Here is a 19,612-nt window from a genome sequence, read left to right on the forward strand (position 1 = left end):
GAAACAGTCAGGCGTGTTCTGCAGCCCACCATCCCGACAGGCATCCCTGCGCAGCGCCCCGGCGATTGGCCCGGCTAGCCGGCTGGTAATCGGCATGTAACCGCTTTCGTGTGAAAATTGAAATTCGATTACATAACCGACGAAAGAGACAAGCCCATGCAAACCCGCCGCGCCACCAAGATCGTTGCCACCCTGGGCCCCGCATCGAGCGATCCGCAACTGCTGGAGGCGATGATCCGTGCGGGCGTCAATGTGGTGCGCCTGAACTTCAGCCATGGCAAGGCGCAGGACCACATCGACCGGGCCACCACCGTGCGCGCCGCTGCCCAGCGTGCGGGGCGCGAGGTGGCCATCATGGCCGACCTGCAGGGCCCCAAGATCCGCGTCGGCAAGTTTGCCGAGGGCAAGGTGCAGCTGGTGTCGGGCGCCCCGTTCGTGCTCGATGCCTCGCGCACCGAGCCCGGTGACAACGATGGCGTGGGGCTCGACTACAAGGAGCTGCCGCGCGACGTGAAGGCCGGTGACGTGCTGCTGCTCAACGACGGCCTGATCGTGCTCACCGTCGATGCCGTGCGCGGCGAAGAGGTGCTCACCACCGTGAAGATCGGCGGCGAGCTGTCCAACAACAAGGGCATCAACAAGCAGGGCGGCGGCCTCACGGCGCCGGCCCTCACGGCCAAGGACATGGAGGACATCCGCACCGCGATGAGCTTCCAGGCCGACTACGTGGCCGTGAGCTTTCCCAAGAACGCGACCGACATGGAGATGGCACGCCAGCTGTGCAACGTGGCGGCCTCCGAGTACCGCCACAAGCCGGGCCTGATCGCCAAGATCGAACGCGCCGAGGCCATCCCGCACCTGGAAGCCATCCTGCGCGTGAGCGACGGTATCATGGTGGCCCGTGGTGATCTGGCCGTGGAAGTCGGCAACGCGGCCGTGCCAGCGCTGCAAAAGAAGATGATCCGCATGGCGCGCGACCTGGACAAGGTCGTGATCACCGCCACGCAGATGATGGAGAGCATGATCACCAACCCCGTGCCCACGCGCGCCGAGGTCAGCGACGTGGCCAACGCCGTGCTCGATGGAACCGATGCCGTGATGCTCAGTGCCGAGACCGCAGCCGGCAAGTACCCGCTGGAAACGGTGATGGAGATGGCCACTATCTGCGCCGCCGCCGAAGCCGCCGAAGACCACCCGCTGGACGCCGACTTCACCGGCCAGACCTTTGGCCGCATCGACCAGTCCATTGCCATGGGCGCGCTGTTCACGGCCCATCACCTGGGCGCCAAGGCCATCGTGGCCATGACCGACAGCGGCGCCACGGCGCTGTGGATGAGCCGCCACCGCATCCACATCCCCATCTACGCCCTCACGCCCAAGGTGGCCACGCAGCGCAAGATGGCCATGTACCGCAATGTGCGCCCGCTGCTGATGGATACCAGCGCTGACCGCGACACCGCGCTGGAGCAGGCCGAAGGCCACCTCAAGACGCGCAACATCGTGCAGAAGGGCGACGTCTACGCCATTACCTGCGGCGAGCCCATGGGGGCGCCGGGTGGCACCAACATGCTGAAGATCTGCCGCGCGAGCTGAGCAGGTCCTGGCGGCAGGCCTCCAGGCCTGCCGCTGCGCTTCACCGTTCGCTCTCGTGGCGTTCCGCGGCCGGCATTCGCGGCAAGAGCGGCCCTTGCTGCAGCAGGGCTGCGCTGCCGATGGCCTCTGTCCGAAAGCTGTCCAGTGCCAGCCCTGCGCGATGGGCGGCCCAGGCGCCCAGCATTCCGGTGAGTGCACCCGCCAGCACGTCGGACGGGAAATGCACGCCCAGGCAGACGCGGCTCCAGGCGATGGCCAGCGCGGCGGTCCATGCCACGCCAGCCGCCCATGGCATCCGGCCCAGTGACAGGGCCGCAGCCAGTGCAAAAGCGCCTGCTGCATGCAGGCTCGGAAAACCCGCCCGGGCGGCGTGATCGATCCATTGCATGCCCAGTCCCAACTGGGCTGGTCGCGGGGCCTGAACGCCATGGCGCAGCGCTTGTGCGCCCACCCACGCCAGCGCCATGCCTGCAAATGCACTCAATACGGCGCGCCGCTGCCGGCCGGTCCCCAGGGCCACGATGGCCGCAAGCCACGCAGCCATGGCCAGTGGCAGTGATTGGGATATCCAGCGGGCAGCCGCCACCACGCCCGCAGGGGTATCCACGCTGGCATTCAGCGACTGGAACAAGTCGAGCTCAAGAGGCAGCATGGGAGGACTCCTCTGCGGGCAATGAGTGAGAGAACTGCAGGCGAGGGCGCAAGCTGGACATTGCCAGGTCGCACAGCCAACCGGTGGTCCAGCACAGCCAGCCCGTCCAAAGGGTGTGGCTCATGAAATGAGCGCCTCTGACCTGCTGGGCCAAACCCAGAATCAGGCCCGCCAGCAGTGAACCAGCCAGCCACCAGCGTGCGGCGGTGGGTTGCTTGCGGCGCAGCGCAAAGTAGCCGCCGACGAATGCAAACCCGGCGGAAGCGTGGCCGGCGGGAAAGCAACGGCCGCCGCCCCCGTCGAGTACGCCCCAGGCCCAGTGCGATGCATAGCGCGCGACACCGCCGAACTCGGACAGATCCCAGGGGCAGCTCGTGGCGCTGAGGTTCTTGGCGATGCTGACCACTGCCAGTGCCAGCAGTGCACTGAGGGCCATCTGCAGCCGCTCACTGGCGTCGATGCGCCGCAGTACGCCCCTGGGCCACCACACACTCAACGCCAGCAGCAGCACCAGCACCCAGCCCAGGCGGCGTGCGCCTTCATGGAGCACGTGCACGAAGAACCACTGGTCGCGCCAGGGGAAACCTGTGGAGTCGCCAAAGGCATGCGCCAGCGTGAGATCCTGCCCCAGCACATCCCATGCGGCCACACCAACCAGCAGGGCAAGAGTCCACATGAATGCGTTGCGCTGAAGCGAGGAGGCGGTGCGATGGGATGGGGTGGGGGCGGCTTGCATGGCGTGGAACATACAAGCCGGCACTTAACCCCGTCTTAATGCCCTGGCGGTGGCCGCCTGGCCCGGCGACAATGGGCCCATGCGAATACTCGTGGTCGAAGACGATGCCGGCATTGCCAGTGGCCTGCGCACCAACCTGCTGCAGCGCGGCTATGCGGTGGACGTGTGCGATGGTGTGGCCGGAGCCTGGGCGGCGCTGCGTGCGGAGCGTTTTGATGCGGTGCTCCTGGACCTGGGGCTTGCCGATGGCGATGGCAGCGATCTGCTGCGCCGCCTGCGCCTGAGTCCGGCGCCTGGTGCGTCCTCTACCCCTGTGCTTCCGGACCCGGCCACGCCGGTGCTCATCGTCACCGCACGCGACCAGATCTACCAGCGCATCGCAGGGCTGGACCAGGGTGCGGACGACTACCTGGTCAAGCCCTTCGACGTGGATGAGCTGGATGCGCGCCTGCGCGCCTTGTTGCGCCGTGCAGCGGGCAGGGCATCGCCGACCGTCCGGTATGGTGACATCGAGCTCGATCCGGCTGCCCGCACGATCCGCCAGTCGGGCAAGCCGGTGGACGTATCGCCCAGGGCGTTTTCGGTGCTGCAGGTGCTGCTGGACGCCAAGGGGCGCGTCCTGTCGCGCCAGCAGATCGAAGAGCGGCTGTATGGCTGGGATGCGGCGATCGAGAGCAATGCGGTGGAGGTCCATATCCACCACCTGCGCCGCAAGCTGGGCAGTGATTGCATCCAGACCATGCGCGGGGTCGGTTACTTCATGCCCCAGGAGGAGCCGTGAGCGGCGCGCCGGGCCGCGCAGAGCCAGCAGGTACCGCGTTGCGCGGTGCAGTGACCCCTGCCCTGATCCAGGGGCCAAGGTCCAGGCGGTCCTCGTTGACACGGCAGTTGTTGCTGTGGTCGCTGGGCGCTCTGGCGCTGGTGTGGGGCAGCTTCGTGTATCTGGGCTACCAGACCGGTGTCCACGAAGCCGATGAGCTGACCGACGGCCACCTGGCCAGCGTGGCGGCGCTGTTGCTCAACCTGCGCGCCACCGAGGCCGTGGCCGGGCCTCAGATGACCGAGCGGACGGCCACGCCGTGGCTCAAGGCCCATGACTACCAGCAGTCGATCAGCGTCGTGCAGTGGGACGCGCAGGGGCGGCTGCTGGCCTTGAGCGGTAGCGCGCCCGAGCCCCCCTTCAGCGCCAGCGAGGGTTTTGCCAATCTCACCCTGGGAGCCAAGGGGTCCATGTGGCGCAGTTTTTCACAGTGGGATGCGGCCAAGGATCGGAAGATCATGGTGCTGCTGGAATTGCGCGAGCGGGACGAACTGGCGCAGGACATTGCCGAGCAAATGGTCGAGCCAGGGCTGTGGTTGTTGCCGGTCGTGGCCATTGCGCTGGGGCTGGCGATCCGCAGGGGCCTGCGGCCGTTGTACGACCTCTCGCGGGATGTCGCGGTGCTCGACCCCGCGAGTGCCGGGCGCCTGACCACGCGCCATGCATGGAGCGAGTTCGAGTCGGTGGTGGCCTCCATCAACACCTTGCTGGAACGCCAGCAGGCCATGCTGGCGCGCGAGCGCCGCTTGGCCAACGAGGTGGCGCATGAGCTGCGCACGCCCCTGTCGTCGATTGCGCTGCAGGCCGGCGCCCTCGGCAAGGGACTCGACGCGGACGGACAGGCGCAGGCCGTGGCGCGCATCGGGCAGGACGCCCTGCGCGCCGGCCACGTGCTCAATCAGTTGCTGGCACTGGCACGTGCCAGCCGGGCCGAACTGCACGACGCCAAGGCGCCGCTGGACCTGGCCGCCATTGGCCGGGCGGTGTGCGCCGACTACGCCCAGGCCGCCTGGCAGCGGGGCGACGAGATCGCACTGGCCGGGCCGGAGCAGGTGGCCGTGCTGGGCCATTCCGTGCTGCTCGACCTGGCGCTGCGCAACCTGCTGGAGAACGCCCTCAAGCACACCCCCGAGGGCACACGCATCGCTGTGCAGATGGGGTTTACCGATTCCGGCGCCGCATGGTTCCAGGTCTGTGACGACGGTGCCAGCGGCCCAGGGTCTCAGCGTGCTGTGCGACCGGCGGACAGCCTGCACCTGGGGCACGAGATCGTACGCCGGGTGGCTGAAGCACACGGCGCGCATTTCGGGCCTGCACCGGCTCCTGCGCCCTTTACCACCTGCTACCGGCTGGAATTCGCCGCAACGCCGGTGGCGACGGCCGGGTAAAATCAGGGTTACCAAGCGGTTACCACCGCCAACTGCCTGTATCCATGGCGCCCCATCAACCCTGAACGGACCTCACGACCATGCCCCTCGTCTCGATGCGCGAACTGCTCGACCACGCCGCTGCCAACAGCTACGGCATCCCCGCCTTCAACGTCAACAACCTGGAACAGGTCCAGGCCGTGATGGCGGCCGCCGACGAGGTGGGTGCACCAGTGATCCTGCAGGCCAGCGCAGGCGCACGCAAGTACGCCGGCGAGCCCTTCATCAAGCACCTGATCCAGGCCGCCGTCGAAGCCTTCCCGCACATTCCCCTGGTGATGCACCAGGACCACGGCACCTCGCCCAAGATCTGCGCGGGCGCCATCGACCTGGGATTCGGCTCGGTGATGATGGATGGCTCGCTGATGGAAGACGGCAAGACCCCCTCGTCTTTTGAATACAACATGGAAGTGACCCGCAAGGTGGTCGACATGGCGCACAAGGTCGGCGTCACCGTGGAAGGTGAACTGGGCTGCCTGGGCAACCTGGAAACCGGTGAAGCCGGAGAGGAAGACGGCATCGGCGCCGAAGGCAAGCTCGACCACAGCCAGATGCTGACCGACCCCGAGGAAGCCGCCGTGTTCGTGAAGGCCACGCAGCTTGACGCCCTGGCCATTGCCATCGGCACCAGCCATGGCGCCTACAAATTCAGCCGCAAGCCCACGGGCGACATCCTGGCCATCAGCCGCGTCAAGGAAATCCACAAGCGCATTCCCAATACCCACCTGGTGATGCACGGCTCCTCCTCGGTGCCTGCCGAGCTGCTGGCCATCATCAACCAGTACGGCGGCAAGATGAAGGAGACCTACGGCGTGCCGGTCGAGGAGATCCAGGAGGCCATCAAGTACGGCGTGCGCAAGATCAACATCGACACCGACATCCGCCTGGCCATGACCGGTGCGGTGCGCAAGTTCCTGGCCGAGAACCCCGACAAGTTCGACGCGCGCGAATGGCTCAAGCCCGCACGCGAAGCCGCCAAGCAGGTCTGCAAGGCCCGCTACCTCGAATTCGGCTGCGAAGGCCAGGGTTCCAAGATCAAGGGCCTGAGCCTGCAGCAGGTGGCCCGGCAGTACGCCGCCGGCACACTGGCCCAGGTCGTGCACTGACCCGGTTCCGCCCCCGCAAAGCCCGCCAGCCATGCGCTCGCGGGCTTTTTTCTTGCCCGAAGTGTCTCCTTTGCGATGGGGAGTTCTCTCTACATCAGGCGAAAGCGGCGGGCATCAAAGTTTCTTCATGTAAGCTCATGGTCAGCAAGTAAGTAATTCCACTGACCTTACCCCTGAGCAAGGAGACGACATGCTGATTGGTGTGCCTGCAGAGTCCATGGCCGGAGAGACCCGGGTCGCGGTGACGCCCGAGACGGTCAAGAAACTCAAGGCCCAGGGCCATACCCTGCGCATCGAGGCCGGTGCCGGCATTGCCGCCAGCGTCACCGACGCAGTCTACGAGGCCGCCGGTGCCGAGATCACCGATGCCGCTGGCGCCTGGGGCGCCGACCTGCTGCTCAAGGTGCGCTGCCCGTCCGAGGCCGAAGCACCGCGCCTGCGTGCTGGCACCACCGTGGTGGGCATGCTCAACCCCTTCGATGCCGCCGGCCTGCAGCGGCTGGCCACGGCCGGCGTGACGGCCTATGCGCTCGAAGCCGCACCGCGCACCACGCGTGCCCAGAGCATGGACGTGCTGTCCTCGCAGGCCAACATCGCCGGCTACAAGGCCGTGATGATCGCCGCCGACCGCTACCAGCGCTTCTTCCCCATGCTCATGACCGCCGCCGGCACCGTGAAGGCCGCGCGCGTGGTGATCCTGGGCGTGGGCGTGGCGGGCCTGCAGGCCATTGCCACGGCCAAGCGCCTGGGCGCCGTGATCGAGGCGTCGGACGTGCGCCCCAGCGTCAAGGAGCAGGTCGAATCGCTGGGTGGCAAGTTCATCGACGTGCCCTACGAGACCCAGGAAGAAAAGGACGCCGCCGAAGGCGTGGGCGGCTATGCCCGCCCCATGCCGCAAAGCTGGCTCGACCGCCAGAAGGCCGAGGTGGCCAAGCGCGTGGCCCAGGCCGACGTGGTCATCACCACCGCCCTGATCCCCGGGCGCGCAGCCCCCGTGCTGGTGACCGAGGAGATGGTCCAATCCATGAAGGCCGGCTCGGTGATCGTCGACATCGCCGCACCCCAGGGTGGCAATTGCCCGCTCACCGAGCCTGGCAAGACAGTGGTCAAGCACGGCGTGACGCTGGTGGGCGAGACCAATCTGCCGGCCCTGGTGGCGGCCGATGCCTCGTCGCTGTACGCACGCAATGTGCTCGACTTCCTCAAGCTCATCATCAACAAGGAAGGCGCCCTGCACATGGACCTGCGGGACGACATCGTGGCCGCCTGCCTGATGGCCCACGAAGGCACGGTGAAGCGCGCATGAGGCACCTGTTGTCCCGCCTGCTGGCTGCCGCGCTGGCGCTGGCAGTTCTTTCCGCCTGTGCCCCCATGCCCGCCGGCCCGGCCGAGTTCAGCGCCGGGCGTACGCGCGTGGTGCTGCCCTCCTCGGCCTGGGAAGACCTGGGCAGCTTCGACGAGACCCTCCTGGCACTGCCGCCGCCCGCCCAAGTGCCCTTGCAGACCCGTGCCGTGGCACTGCGCGGTGCCCACAACGAAGTGCTGGCGGTGATGCTGGTGCAATCCCACCAGCGCAGCGACCCGCGCGACCGCACCCTGTGGACGGCTTCCTGTAGCCAGGAGCAGGGCCTGTGGGTGCAGGACGCTGCTGCGGGCAGCCCCGTGCGCGTGGACTGCCTGCGCTTCAAGCGCTGGGCCCACACCAGTGACCGCTTCATGGAAAAGGCCCACCCTGGCCTGGTCCGCTGGGTGAATGAGCGGGGCGCCGCGCTGGCGCAGCCCTACTCGCACCTGAACTACCGCTATGCCACCGAGGGCGGCGCCTACATCGAGGTGAATGCCCTGGTGGACTTGCGCCTGCTGAAGCTGCCGGCAGGCAACACGCCCGATTACCTGCGCGCTGGCATGCCGGCCGAGGCATGGAGCCAGCAGATGGCCCGCGCCGCACGCGTGAGCGTCGGCATGATGGATGGATTCCTGGCAGTGCCGCCTTTCCCCGCTGCACTGCCCCAATAAAAAAGCCAAGGGAGGCACGGAACATGGGGATCATTCTGCAAATCCTGGGCCTGGTCATCACCTTCACGATGGCCATGGAGGCCCTGCGGCGCTTCGGCATCGACGTGGGCTGGCTCAACCCGCTGACCTTCTTCCACCGGCGCGCCTGGCGCAAGAAGGTGATGACACCACCGCTCTACGCGCTCGACCACCCGGTCGACGTGGTCGCCGTGCTGGCCCTGGCCACCGTGCAGACCACCGGCGCCATCACCGTGCAGCAAAAGACCGGTGTGCAGGCGCTGCTGCGCGACCACCTGGCGCTGACCGATGGCGATGCCGGCAACCTCTGGGTGGCCAGCGCGCACCTGCTGCGCAACCGCGCCCTGGCGCTCTCCGAGCTGCCCGAGGTGCTGGCGCGCAGCGCCGACAAGTTCACCGATTACCACGTGCAAACGCTCAAGACCGTGATGCGATCGGCAGCTCTGATCGAGCCGCCCATCAACGCGGCCCAGCAGCAGCTGATCGACGCTGTGGATGCCTATTTCGCCAAGAAGAATGCCGCCAAAGGCCCCTGGTCTGCCGGAACCTAACGCCAATTGAAGGACACATTTCCATGGATGCCGTCTCTCCCACACTCATCAACCTCATCATCTTCGTGCTGGCCATCTACGTGGGCTACCACGTGGTCTGGACGGTGACGCCCGCGCTGCACACGCCCCTGATGGCGGTGACCAACGCCATCTCCGCCATCGTCATCGTGGGCGCCATGCTGGCCGCTGCACTCACCGAGACCACGTTGGGCAAGAGCATGGGCGTGCTGGCCGTGGCGCTGGCCGCGGTCAACGTGTTCGGCGGCTTCCTCGTGACGCGCCGCATGCTCGAGATGTTCAAGAAGAAGGAAAAGAAAGCCGCCCCCAAGGCTGAAGGAGGCCAGGCATGAGCATGAACCTCGTCACGCTGCTGTACCTGGTGGCCAGCGTCTGCTTCATCCAGGCGCTCAAGGGACTCTCGCACCCCACTACCTCGATCCGCGGCAATGTCTTCGGCATGACGGGCATGGCGATCGCCGTGCTCACCACCGCCGCGCTCATCGTGGAGCTGTCGGGCGGCAAGGCGCAAGGCATGGTCTATGTGCTCGGCGCCCTGGTGGTCGGCGGCGCGGCCGGCGCCATGATGGCCAACCGGGTCGAGATGACCAAGATGCCCGAGCTCGTGGCCTTCATGCACAGCATGATCGGCCTGGCAGCGGTGTGCATCGCGGTGGCCGTGGTGGCCGAGCCCTGGGCCTTTGCCATCGTGCCCAAGGATGCGCCCATCCCCGGCGGCAACCGCATCGAGCTGGCGCTCGGGGCCTTCATCGGCGCCGTCACCTTCAGCGGTTCGGTGATCGCCTTCGGCAAGCTCTCGGGCAAGTACAAGTTCCGCCTGTTCCAGGGCGCGCCGGTGCAGTTCCCTGGGCAGCACAAGCTCAATCTGGTGCTGGGCCTGGCCGTGCTGTTCTTCTGCTTCGGCTTCTGGCACTCGCAAAGCTGGATCGACATCGTGCTGGTGATCGCGCTCGGCTTCATCCTGGGCGTGCTGATCATCATCCCCATTGGCGGTGCCGACATGCCGGTGGTGGTCTCCATGCTCAACAGCTACTCGGGCTGGGCGGCAGCGGGCATTGGCTTTTCGCTCAACAACTCGATGCTGATCATTGCCGGCTCGCTGGTGGGCAGCTCAGGCGCGATCTTGAGCTACATCATGTGCAAGGCCATGAACCGCTCGTTCTTCAACGTGATACTGGGCGGCTTTGGGGGCGACACCGCCACTGCAGCGGGCGGAGCCAAGGAGCAGCGCCCGGTCAAGAGCGGCAGCGCCGACGACGCGGCTTTCGTACTGGGCAATGCCGAGACCGTGGTCATCGTGCCCGGCTATGGCCTGGCCGTGGCGCGTGCCCAGCATGCGGTCAAGGAACTGGCCGCCAAGCTCACCGAGAGGGGCGTGACGGTGAAGTACGCCATCCACCCCGTGGCCGGACGCATGCCCGGCCACATGAACGTGCTGCTGGCCGAGGCCGAGGTGCCCTACGACCAGGTGTTCGAGATGGAGGACATCAATGGCGAGTTCGGCCAGGCCGACGTGGCCATCATCCTCGGTGCCAACGACGTGGTGAACCCCGCCGCCCACACCAAGGGCAGCCCGATCTACGGCATGCCCATCCTGGAGGCCTACAAGGCCAAGACCGTGATCGTGAACAAGCGCTCCATGGCCGCAGGCTATGCCGGCCTGGACAACGAGCTGTTCTACATGGACAAGACCATGATGGTCTTCGGCGATGCCAAGAAGGTCGTCGAGGACATCGGCAAGGCCATCGAGTAAGCCCATCGAGCAGTCCTCACCGCGGCGAAAGACCCTTCGGGTGCTACGGCAAAAGCCCTGCTGCCTAGGGGAAACTAACCACCCACGGAACCCGCACCGGCAGAGACAATGCCGGGGTTCCATTGCAATGAGAAGTTTGGAGAGACACGCACCATGACCGACCGCCCCTGGCTGGCCGCCTATCCGCAAGGCGTTCCCGCCGATATCGATACCACGCAGTACCCCTCGCTCGTCGCGCTGATGGACGAGGCGTTCAGCAAGTACGCCAGCCGTGTGGCCTACAGCTTCATGGGCAAGGACGTGAGCTACGCCCAGACCGACTCGCTGAGCGCGGCCTTTGCGGCCTACCTGCAGGGCCTGGGCCTGGTCAAGGGCGACCGCGTCGCCATCATGATGCCCAATGTGCCGCAGTATCCCGTGACGGTGGCGGCCATCCTGCGTGCCGGCTTCGTGGTGGTCAACGTGAACCCGCTGTACACCCCGCGCGAACTGGAACACCAGCTCAAGGACTCGGGCGCCAAGGCCATCGTCATCATCGAGAACTTTGCCAGCACGCTGCAGCAGTGCATCGCCAACACCCCCGTCAAGCACGTGGTGCTGGCGGCCATGGGCGACCAGCTGGGCCTGCTCAAGGGCACGCTGGTGAACTACGTGGTGCGCAACGTCAAGAAGATGGTGCCCACCTATGACCTGCCCGGCGCCGTGCGCTTCAACGACGCGGTGGCCCGCGGTACGCGCGGCAGCTTCAAGAAGCCCGACATCCGCCCCGACGACATCGCCCTCTTGCAGTACACCGGCGGCACCACCGGCGTGAGCAAGGGCGCCGTGCTGCTGCACCGCAACGTGCTCGCCAACGTGCTGCAGTCCGAGGCCTGGAACGCACCCGTGATGGCCAAGGTGCCCTCGGGCGAGCAGCCCACCAGCGTCTGCGCGCTGCCGCTGTACCACATCTTCGCGTTCACCGTGAACATGATGCTGTCCATGCGCACGGGTGGCAAGACCATCCTGATCCCCAACCCGCGCGACCTGCCCGCCGTGCTCAAGGAACTGTCCAAGCACACCTTCCACAGCTTCCCGGCCGTGAACACGCTGTTCAATGGCCTGGCCAACCACCCCGACTTCAATACCGTCAACTGGAAGAACCTCAAGGTTTCGGTAGGCGGCGGCATGGCAGTACAGGGCGCCGTGGCCAAGCTGTGGCTGGAAAAGACCGGCTGCCCCATCTGCGAGGGCTACGGCCTGTCGGAAACCAGCCCCTCGGCCAGCTGCAACCCCGTGACGGCCAAGGAATACACCGGCACCATTGGCGTGCCGATTCCCGGCACGTCGATGAAGCTGCTGGACGACGAAGGCAACGAGGTCACCACGCTGGGCCAGCCCGGCGAGATCGCCATCAAGGGCCCGCAGGTCATGGCCGGTTACTGGCAGCGCCCTGACGAGACCGCCAAGGTCATGACGGACGACGGCTACTTCAAGTCCGGCGACATCGGCATCATGGATGAGCGCGGCTACTTCAAGATCGTGGACCGCAAGAAGGACATGGTGCTGGTCAGCGGCTTCAACGTCTACCCCAACGAGGTCGAGGAAGTGGTCGCCAACTGCCCCGGCGTGCTCGAATGCGCCGTGGTCGGCGTGCCCGACGAGAAGACCGGCGAGGCCGTCAAGCTGGTCATCGTGAAGAAGGACCCGGGGCTCACCGAGGCCCAGGTCAAGGAGTACTGCAAGGCCAACCTCACGGGCTACAAGCAGCCGCGCGTGATCGAGTTCCGCACCGAGCTGCCCAAGACCCCCGTGGGCAAGATCCTGCGCCGCGAGCTGCGCGACAAGAAGTAGCAGGCAACCACCTTCGGGTGCCGCGATCCGGTACACCTGGAGCGAGTGGTTCCAAAAGGGCCCGCGGCTGGAATAATCGCACCAGCCGCCGGCCTTTTTTCTTTTTGCCCGAAGTTCCATGACCACAGCCATCCTCAGTGCCTTGCCCGAAGAGCAGGCCAGCCTCGTCGCCCGGCTCGAGCGCGCGCAGCGGCTTACCCATGCCGGCCGCTCCTTCTGGCGGGGCGAGATGTGCGAACGGCCCGTGGTGCTGGCGCTCTCGGGCATCGGCAAGGTGGCCGCTGCGACCACGGCCACTGCCCTCATCGAGCATTTCGGCGTGGCGCGCATCGTCTTCACCGGCGTGGCCGGCGGCCTGGGGGATGGTGTGAACGTGGGCGACGTGGTGGTGGCCCAGGCTTTCCTGCAGCACGACATGGACGCCTCGCCGCTGTTCCCGCGTTGGGAGCTGCCTGGCTATGCGCGCACGCGGCTGGACTGTGATGCGCATCTGTCCACCCTGCTGCGGGACGCGGCCCGCAACTGCCTGTCCGGCGCCGGCCGCCTGCCGGGTCTGGATGATGGGGCGCACCGCGTGCACCACGGCCTGGTCGCCAGCGGCGACCGCTTCGTCTCCAGCGCCCAGGAAGCCCGGCAATTGCGCGAAGGCCTGGGCCTGGCTGGCCACAACGCACTCGCCGTCGAAATGGAAGGCGCCGCCGTGGCCCAGGTCTGCCTGGACTACGCTATCCCCTTCGCCGCCATCCGCACCATCTCCGACCGCGCCGACGACACCGCCCACGTCGACTTCGCCCACTTCGTCCAGACCGTCGCCAGCCGCTACGCGGAGCACATGGTGCGGGGGCTCATGCAAACGCTGTGACCCGGCGGCGCAAAGGCGCGCAGCGCCATAGATGGATGTAGCTTAGAACCCGGCTCGACAGCACAAGGGCGCGCAGCGCTCGAAGTGCAACCACCAGCGCCACCGTGGATCCGGCTTTGCCGGTCCACCGGAGGCGTCCCCCCTCGGGGGGGAAGGCGCGCAGTGCTTAGAGCCTGCTCACGGTCTTTTTCGGGGTGCGCATGCAGCCCACGGCACGCCCATCTAGGCGTCCGCCGCAGCCCATACGTCCGTATGGGCAAGGTGGACAACGACGAGGGGCGGGGCGTGGGCTACATGCCCTTCGGGTTGCCCCCTCCTGGCGGCCCATGCTGCGTTACCCATCCTCGATGGACATCAGTCCATCTTGCGGTGGGCGCCTTGCCTGGACCGTCAGGAGGGGGCAACGCACCCCGAAAAAGACCGTGAGCAGGCTCTCGGGGGCTATTTCAACCAGCCCCGCCTGCGGAAATACCACATGGGCACCACCGCGCTCGCCACCATCAGCGCGATGCCATAGGCGTAGCCGTAGGTCCATGTAAGTTCGGGCATGAATTGGAAGTTCATGCCGTACACGCTGGCGATCAGCGTGGGCGGCAGCAGCGCCACGCTGGCCACCGAGAAGATCTTGATGATCTTGTTCTGGTTGATGTTGATGAAACCGACCGTGGCGTCCATCAAGAAGTTGATCTTGTCGAACAGGAAAGCCGTGTGGTTGTCCAGCGACTCGATGTCGCGCAGGATCTGGCGCGCCTCCTCGAACTGCTCGGAGTTGAGCATCTTGCTGCGCATCATGAAGCTCACCGCCCGGCGGGTGTCCATCACGTTGCGGCGGATGCGGCCGTTCAAGTCTTCCTGGCGTGCGATGGCGGCCAGCACCTCGCCGGCACGGGTATCGGTCACATCGCCGGCCAGCACCTGCTTGCTCACCGCTTCGAGCTCGTCGTAGATGTTCTCCAGCGTGTCGGCCGAGTATTCGGCATCCGCGTCGAACAGCTTGAGCAGCACCTCCTTGGCGTCCTCGATGAGGCCCGGCGCGCGGCGCGCACGCATGCGCAGCAGGCGAAAGACGGGCACGTCCTCGTCGTGGATGGAGAACAGCACGCCCCGGCTCTTGAGGTTGGCGTTGTGCTGGTTCAGGATGAAGGCCACGCGCACCGAGCGCGGGTTCTCGTCGTCGTCGATCAGGAAGTCGCTGCGGATGTGTAGCTCGCCGTTGTCTTCCTCGTAGAAGCGGGCGGACTCCTCGATGTCCTCGTCCATCGCATCCTCGGGGATGGACAGGCCATAGTGCTGCTTGATCCAGCGCTTCTCTTCGAGCGTGGGGGCTTCCAGGTCCACCCAGATCGGCTGGAACCTGGCGAGCTCTTCCAGAGATTCGATCTCTTCCTGGAACAGCCGGCCATTGGCAAGCGTAAAGATGTTGAGCATGGGCTCACTCCCTTGGTAATTGGCGTCTGCGGTGGGGGTTCAGGGGTTGCTTTCAACCCCACGGCAGGCCGGGGAGCTGAAAGCTACCAACTCGGGTAGGTTTCCAAGGAGCTTTCTCCGTTAAAAAATGCAAGCGCCGGATTATCGCACCGGGCAACCGGTGTGTCTGTGACAGGGCCCGCCGGTGGGCCCGCCCGCCCTGGCTTCAGGGGGTGGCAGCCGCCCGCACGGTGGCCAGCGCCCGGCAGAGGTCGGCCCAGGCGGCGGCCTTGTTGTCCTGCGAGCGCAGCAGGAACGCCGGGTCGTAGGTGACCACGGCCGGGCAGCCCGCCAGGGTGTGCGGCCCTGCGCGCATGCGGCCCAGGGGTTCGGTGCTGGCCAGTGCGGCCCGGGCGGCCACATGGCCCAGCACCAGCACCATGGCCGGGCGCAGCGTGGCGACGGCCTCGGCCAGTTGCCCTGCCACGTCGGCATCGCTGCCACTGCCATCCTGGCCGCCGGCTGCCGCGCGCTGCAGTGCCGCGAGGAACACCCGGGGGTGGCGGTGCAGTTGCATGGCACGCAGCATGTTGTCCAGCAGCTTGCCGGCATCACCCGACAGTGGCTCGGCGGGGTGGGGAATTTCGGCCACGATGAGCCAGCCGCTGCCCAGGCCTGCAGGCGTGCGCGCCGGGTCTGCCGTGGGGTACAGCGCCTGGGGCGCGTGGAGCGAGAGGCCGGTGGCCGCTGCCGAAGCGGCCGGGGGCACCGGTGTGCTGGCTGCGGGTGCGCGTGGCGCTGCCGGTGCGGAGATGTTCGCCTGCGCTGGCTGGGGTGCGGCAGGCGCCTGCGGGGCGGGGCGTGCTGCCGTGGCCACTGCGCCATCGTGCACGGGCACGGCACGGGCGGCCGGGGCCGCCACGAGGGCCGCGGCGGGCGGGGCCGCAGTGGCCTCGCCGGGGGCCCACACGGTCACCCCCATCTCCTGCAGCATGGCGCGCTGGCGCGCATCGAGGGAAAGGCTCATGGGGTGGTTCTCACAATGGCAGGCTCATGACCACCGCGTCCTCGCGCTGGCCATGGTGGGCCGGGTAGTAGCGCTTGCGCTCGCCCACGCGGCGAAAGCCATGGGTTTCATAGATCTGCTGGGCACGCAGGTTGCTCACGCGCACCTCCAGCCACAGCCACTGGGCGCCCTTGCCGCGCGACCACAGCGCCAGCGCGTCCAGCAGCACGCGGGCCCAGCCCTGGCGCTGGAATTCAGGGGCGACGGTGAGGTTCAGCAGGTGCACCTCGTCCACCCCCATCATGGCCACGAAGTAGCCCAGCAACTGGTCGCCGCCCATAAGCAACTGGCACTCGTAGCGCGAGGCCATGGCATCGATGAAGTTGCCCCGCGTCCAGGGGTGGGTGTAGGCGCGCTGCTCCACCTCCAGCACGGCGTCGAGCTGTGACAGCGTGAGGGCTTGCAGGCGCGCTTCGGGGGCATCCGCAGACGGGGTGGGTACGGCGCTCATGGCGGAAGTCGTTGGTTCAGGGGTTGATCGGAGCCGCCGCCTGGGCAGCGCGCAACGCGTCCCGCTCGGCCGTGGTTTTCGCCACTTTATCGCGGATATAGCGCGGCAGCGCATCGCTGGCGGGCACAGCCCCCCCTGCGGCCAGCAGGGCCGGCGCCAGGCGCAGCAGCGCGGTGGCCGTGGGCAGGGCCCGCACATGCGTGGCCAGAGGCGCCAGGCGCTCGCCATAGGGGGCGTGCGCATTGCCGGCCACGCTCCAGCCGGCAGGCACTTGCACGGTCTCGGGCGCTCCCAGGCCGAAGTCCGCATCGGCCAGCCAGCGGTTCTCGGTGGGCAGCCATTCGCAGCGGGCGCTGTAGACCTCGTCCATGCGTGCATCGAGCACGGCCACCACCTGGCTGCAGCCATGCTGGTGGCGCGCCTCTTCGGCCACGGCCAGCAAGGTGTCCACCGGCAGCACGGGCACACCAGCGCCGCCGCGCGCCCCGAAGGCCAGGCCCTGGGCCACGGCGCAGGCCGTGCGCAACCCTGTGAACGAACCAGGGCCGCGGCCGAACACGATAGCGTCCAGCGTGGCGAACGACAAGCCGGCCTCTGCCAGCAGGCGGTTGATGGCCGGAATCAGCGTGGCCGAGGCCTGGGAGCCGCCAGGGCCCGTGTGCTCGCGCACCACGTCCCCGTGCTGCACGGAAATGGACAGGATATCGGTGCTGGTATCGAAGGCAAGCAGGTTCATGGCAGTGGCGGGCGGGGACATCAGGCTGCGGATTTTGGCGAAGAGGGCGGCAGGGCGGCGGGCGCGGGGCTCTTGCGCAGCACGCCCAGCAGGATACCCGTGGTCACGAGCGCCAGGCCCGCGACCAGGTTCCAGTGCAGGGGTTCGCCCAGCAGAAGTACCGCACCGATGGCCGACAGCCCGGGCACCAGCGCCGTGATCATGGTGCTGCGCACGGGGCCGTAGTGCTGGATCATGCGCGTGAAGGCAATGCCCGAGATGACCACCGAGCCACCGCCCTGGAAGACCAACTGGAACAGGATCTCGCGCCACGGTGCCTGCCCCAGGTGGCTGGAGACCGTGCCCAGCGCCACCAGCACCCCATAGACCGGCGCGTACACCAGCAGCGCAAAGGCCGTGATGGCGATGGTGGCCTGCACCGCATCCACGGCGAGGCGCCGTGCCTGCACGCTGTAGGCGGCCCAGCTGGCGGCGGCCAGCATGAAGAGCACGTCCCCCTTCCACACATCACCGCCCGCAAAGCCGGCCAGCAGGCTGCGCCCGCCCACCAGCAGGTCGCCGGTCACGATGAGCGCCAGGCCCATCGCGCGCAGGGGCGTGATGCGGTCGTGCAGCACGACCACCGCCAGCAAGGCTGTCCACAGGGGCAGGCTGCCGGGCATGAGCACGGCGGCGTGGGTGGCCGGGGCGTGAAAAAAGCCGGCGTAGGCCAGCACCGCGTACAGCACCCCGCCGAAGATGCCCAGCAAAGCCGTGGTGGTCAGCGGCAACGGCGAGATGCCGGCCAGGCTGGAGGCGGGGGCGCTGGCACCCAGCAGCGCACGGCGCCGGCGCACCAGCCACCAGCCCCAGGGCACCAGCACCAGGCTGGCTCCCACAATGCGCAGCAGCGTGATGTCCAGGGGGGTGAGGGTGCGCTGCGCCGAGGCGCGGGCGATCACGATGAAGCTGGTCCAGAGGGTGACGGTGACCAGGGCCGCCAGCAGGCCCATGGCCCGGGGAGAGAAGCGCATCGGGGGATTATCGGCGGGCCGGGCAGGCCGTGCCGGTGGTGGGCGATAGACTCCCTGCCCATGTTGTCCGTACGCCTGTTGACCTGTCTGCCCCAGCCATCCTTCGCGCCTTCGCGGCGCCTTGCCGCCCCGCTGGCCGTGCTGTGGTGCCTGGCGCTTCCCGGCGCCCATGCCCAGGCGCCCACCCCCTCGCCCCTGCCGCCCGAGGTGGAGGCCGCGCTCTCCCGTGCGCGCCTGCCGCGCGAGGCGCTCTCGGTGCTGGTGGTCGACGCCCAGGGCGGTGCGCGGCAGGCGCCTCGGCTGGCGCACCGCGCCCAGGTGCCCATGAACCCGGCCTCGGTGATGAAGCTGGTCACCACCTATGCGGCGCTCGACCAGCTCGGCCCGGCCTATGCCTGGAACACCCCCGTCTACGTGCAGGGCACGGTGCAGGACGGCAGCCTGCGCGGCAACGTCTACATCCAGGGCCAGGGCGATCCCAAGCTGGTGATGGAACGGCTGTGGCTGCTGCTGCGCCGCCTGCAGGGCCAGGGCATCCAGGTCATCGTGGGCGACATCGTGCTCGACCGCACCGCCTTCGACGTGCCCGAGCAGGACCCCGGCAGCTTCGACAACGAGCCCCTGCGGCCCTACAACGCCTCGCCCGATGCACTGCTGGTGAACTACAAGTCGCAGGTGATGACCTTCGTGCCGGACGTGGCCGCAGGCCTGGCTCGCATCCAGTACGACCCGCCGATGGCCGGCGTGCAGCGCCAGGCTTCCGTGGCGCTGGCCGCCCCCGGGGCGGACTGCGGCGACTGGCGCGGCGCCCTGCGCGCTGAGCTTTCCGACCCGACGCGCATTGCCTTCCAGGGCGTGTTCCCGGCCAACTGCGGCGAGCGCGTGTGGCCCATCGCGCCGGCCGATCCGCGCGGCTTTGCGGCGCGCGCGGTGGAGGGCATGTGGCGCGAGTTGGGCGGCAAGCTCACGGGCAGCGTGCGCGACGGCAAGGTGCCGGCCGGGCTCAAACCCGCCTTCATGGCCACCTCGCCCGCGCTGGCCGAGGTGGTGCGCGACGTCAACAAGTACAGCAACAACGTCATGGCGCAGCAGGTGTTCCTCACGCTGGCGCTGGGGAACAAGGGCGCGCCTGCCACGTTCGATGGTGCACGCGACGCCTTGCGCCGCTGGTGGCAACTGCGCTTTGGCGATACCGATCAGCCCGTGGCCGACAACGGCGCCGGCCTCTCCCGCGATGCGCGCATCACCGCGCAGGGCCTGGGGCGCATGCTGCAATCGGCCTGGGCCTCGCCGGTGATGCCCGAGCTGGTGTCCTCCCTGCCCATCGCCGGGGTGGACGGCACCCTGCGCCGCAGCCAGGCCCGTGGCGCGGCCCACCTCAAGACCGGCAGCCTGCGCGACGTGATGGCCATTGCCGGCTACGTGGATGGCGCCAGTGGCCGGCGCTACGTGCTGGTGGCCATGGTCAACCACGCCAACGCCGCGGCCGCCCGCCCGGTGCTCGATGCGCTGACCGACTGGGCCGCGCGCGACCAGTAGGGCGCAGGCGCGCGC

19 protein-coding genes are annotated in these 19,612 nt (G+C 67.7%); 12 read left to right on the forward strand and 7 right to left on the reverse strand.

The features are described from left to right. Positions 1 to 156: 156 nt before the first annotated feature. Positions 157 to 1,593, forward strand: coding sequence for a pyruvate kinase (pyk, locus tag ASE31_RS06795; protein ID WP_057200747.1), 1,437 nt, complete (start codon positions 157 to 159; stop codon positions 1,591 to 1,593). A gap of 40 nt (positions 1,594 to 1,633) precedes the next feature. Here the strand turns inward: pyk and ASE31_RS06800 are convergent, their stop codons facing one another. Further along, positions 1,634 to 2,245 (reverse strand): phosphatase PAP2 family protein, encoded by a 612-nt coding sequence (locus ASE31_RS06800; protein ID WP_082604046.1) that lies wholly within the window; start codon positions 2,243 to 2,245, stop codon positions 1,634 to 1,636. Further along, positions 2,232 to 2,921, reverse strand: coding sequence for a phosphatase PAP2 family protein (locus tag ASE31_RS06805; RefSeq protein WP_235514308.1), 690 nt, complete (start codon positions 2,919 to 2,921; stop codon positions 2,232 to 2,234). The genes ASE31_RS06800 and ASE31_RS06805 overlap by 14 nt, the downstream gene beginning before the upstream one ends. A 139-nt stretch (positions 2,922 to 3,060) precedes the next feature. Here ASE31_RS06805 and ASE31_RS06810 point away from each other — a divergent pair, with 139 nt between their 5' ends. The 10 genes from ASE31_RS06810 (at position 3,061) to ASE31_RS06855 (ending at position 13,385) form a co-directional block, all read left to right on the forward strand. Then, positions 3,061 to 3,762 carry a response regulator transcription factor gene (locus tag ASE31_RS06810; RefSeq protein ID WP_057200842.1) on the forward strand — a complete coding sequence of 234 codons (702 nt, stop codon included), beginning with the start codon at positions 3,061 to 3,063 and terminating at the stop codon, positions 3,760 to 3,762. A gap of 65 nt (positions 3,763 to 3,827) precedes the next feature. After that, positions 3,828 to 5,189 carry a histidine kinase dimerization/phospho-acceptor domain-containing protein gene (locus tag ASE31_RS06815; protein ID WP_057200843.1) on the forward strand — a complete coding sequence of 454 codons (1,362 nt, stop codon included), beginning with the start codon at positions 3,828 to 3,830 and terminating at the stop codon, positions 5,187 to 5,189. 80 nt (positions 5,190 to 5,269) lie between these two features. After that, positions 5,270 to 6,334 carry a class II fructose-bisphosphate aldolase gene (fba, locus tag ASE31_RS06820; RefSeq protein ID WP_057200749.1) on the forward strand — a complete coding sequence of 355 codons (1,065 nt, stop codon included), beginning with the start codon at positions 5,270 to 5,272 and terminating at the stop codon, positions 6,332 to 6,334. 190 nt (positions 6,335 to 6,524) lie between these two features. After that, entirely contained in the window at positions 6,525 to 7,640 is a 1,116-nt protein-coding gene (locus tag ASE31_RS06825; RefSeq protein ID WP_057200750.1) for a Re/Si-specific NAD(P)(+) transhydrogenase subunit alpha, read from the forward strand. Beyond that, entirely contained in the window at positions 7,637 to 8,350 is a 714-nt protein-coding gene (locus tag ASE31_RS06830; RefSeq protein WP_057200751.1) for a hypothetical protein, read from the forward strand. Before ASE31_RS06825 ends, ASE31_RS06830 begins: the two co-directional genes overlap by 4 nt. 23 nt (positions 8,351 to 8,373) lie before the next feature. Further along, positions 8,374 to 8,919 (forward strand): hypothetical protein, encoded by a 546-nt coding sequence (locus tag ASE31_RS06835; protein WP_057200752.1) that lies wholly within the window; start codon positions 8,374 to 8,376, stop codon positions 8,917 to 8,919. 23 nt (positions 8,920 to 8,942) lie between these two features. Next, a complete protein-coding gene (locus ASE31_RS06840; RefSeq protein WP_057200753.1) occupies positions 8,943 to 9,269 on the forward strand; it encodes an NAD(P) transhydrogenase subunit alpha in 327 nt (108 codons plus the stop codon). Further along, the gene (locus tag ASE31_RS06845) at positions 9,266 to 10,690 is read left to right on the forward strand and encodes an NAD(P)(+) transhydrogenase (Re/Si-specific) subunit beta (RefSeq protein WP_057200754.1); all 1,425 of its coding nucleotides are present in this window, start codon (positions 9,266 to 9,268) and stop codon (positions 10,688 to 10,690) included. The genes ASE31_RS06840 and ASE31_RS06845 overlap by 4 nt, the downstream gene beginning before the upstream one ends. Before the next feature lie 153 nt (positions 10,691 to 10,843). Continuing rightward, positions 10,844 to 12,523 (forward strand): long-chain-fatty-acid--CoA ligase, encoded by a 1,680-nt coding sequence (locus ASE31_RS06850; RefSeq protein ID WP_057200755.1) that lies wholly within the window; start codon positions 10,844 to 10,846, stop codon positions 12,521 to 12,523. A 118-nt stretch (positions 12,524 to 12,641) separates the two neighbouring features. Then, positions 12,642 to 13,385: a 5'-methylthioadenosine/adenosylhomocysteine nucleosidase gene (locus ASE31_RS06855; protein ID WP_057200756.1), complete on the forward strand. Its 744-nt coding sequence runs from the start codon at positions 12,642 to 12,644 to the stop codon at positions 13,383 to 13,385. Between the two features lie 441 nt (positions 13,386 to 13,826). On the opposite strand, the gene corA is transcribed toward ASE31_RS06855, so the two are convergent. The 5 genes from corA to ASE31_RS06880 all read right to left on the reverse strand — a co-directional run bounded on the left by corA (position 13,827) and on the right by ASE31_RS06880 (position 18,058). Further along, the gene (corA, locus tag ASE31_RS06860; RefSeq protein ID WP_057200757.1) at positions 13,827 to 14,813 is read right to left on the reverse strand and encodes a magnesium/cobalt transporter CorA; all 987 of its coding nucleotides are present in this window, start codon (positions 14,811 to 14,813) and stop codon (positions 13,827 to 13,829) included. Positions 14,814 to 15,018: 205 nt separating this feature from the next. Continuing rightward, positions 15,019 to 15,819, reverse strand: a complete 801-nt coding sequence (locus ASE31_RS06865) for a uracil-DNA glycosylase family protein (protein ID WP_057200758.1) — start codon at positions 15,817 to 15,819, stop codon at positions 15,019 to 15,021. Positions 15,820 to 15,829: 10 nt separating this feature from the next. Further along, complete coding sequence (rimI, locus tag ASE31_RS06870; protein WP_057200759.1) at positions 15,830 to 16,309, reverse strand: ribosomal protein S18-alanine N-acetyltransferase; 480 nt, start codon at positions 16,307 to 16,309, stop codon at positions 15,830 to 15,832. A 16-nt stretch (positions 16,310 to 16,325) separates the two neighbouring features. Continuing rightward, the gene (tsaB, locus tag ASE31_RS06875; RefSeq protein WP_057200844.1) at positions 16,326 to 17,045 is read right to left on the reverse strand and encodes a tRNA (adenosine(37)-N6)-threonylcarbamoyltransferase complex dimerization subunit type 1 TsaB; all 720 of its coding nucleotides are present in this window, start codon (positions 17,043 to 17,045) and stop codon (positions 16,326 to 16,328) included. Positions 17,046 to 17,065: 20 nt separating this feature from the next. Beyond that, on the reverse strand, positions 17,066 to 18,058 hold the full coding sequence (locus ASE31_RS06880; protein ID WP_057200760.1) for a DMT family transporter: 993 nt from the start codon (positions 18,056 to 18,058) through the stop codon (positions 17,066 to 17,068). A 60-nt stretch (positions 18,059 to 18,118) separates the two neighbouring features. Between ASE31_RS06880 and dacB the strand changes: the two genes are divergently transcribed. After that, positions 18,119 to 19,597: a D-alanyl-D-alanine carboxypeptidase/D-alanyl-D-alanine-endopeptidase gene (gene dacB / locus ASE31_RS06885; RefSeq protein ID WP_057200761.1), complete on the forward strand. Its 1,479-nt coding sequence runs from the start codon at positions 18,119 to 18,121 to the stop codon at positions 19,595 to 19,597. Positions 19,598 to 19,612: the final 15 nt, after the last annotated feature.

This window comes from Acidovorax sp. Root217 (assembly GCF_001428645.1).
GTDB lineage: Bacteria > Pseudomonadota > Gammaproteobacteria > Burkholderiales > Burkholderiaceae_C > Acidovorax.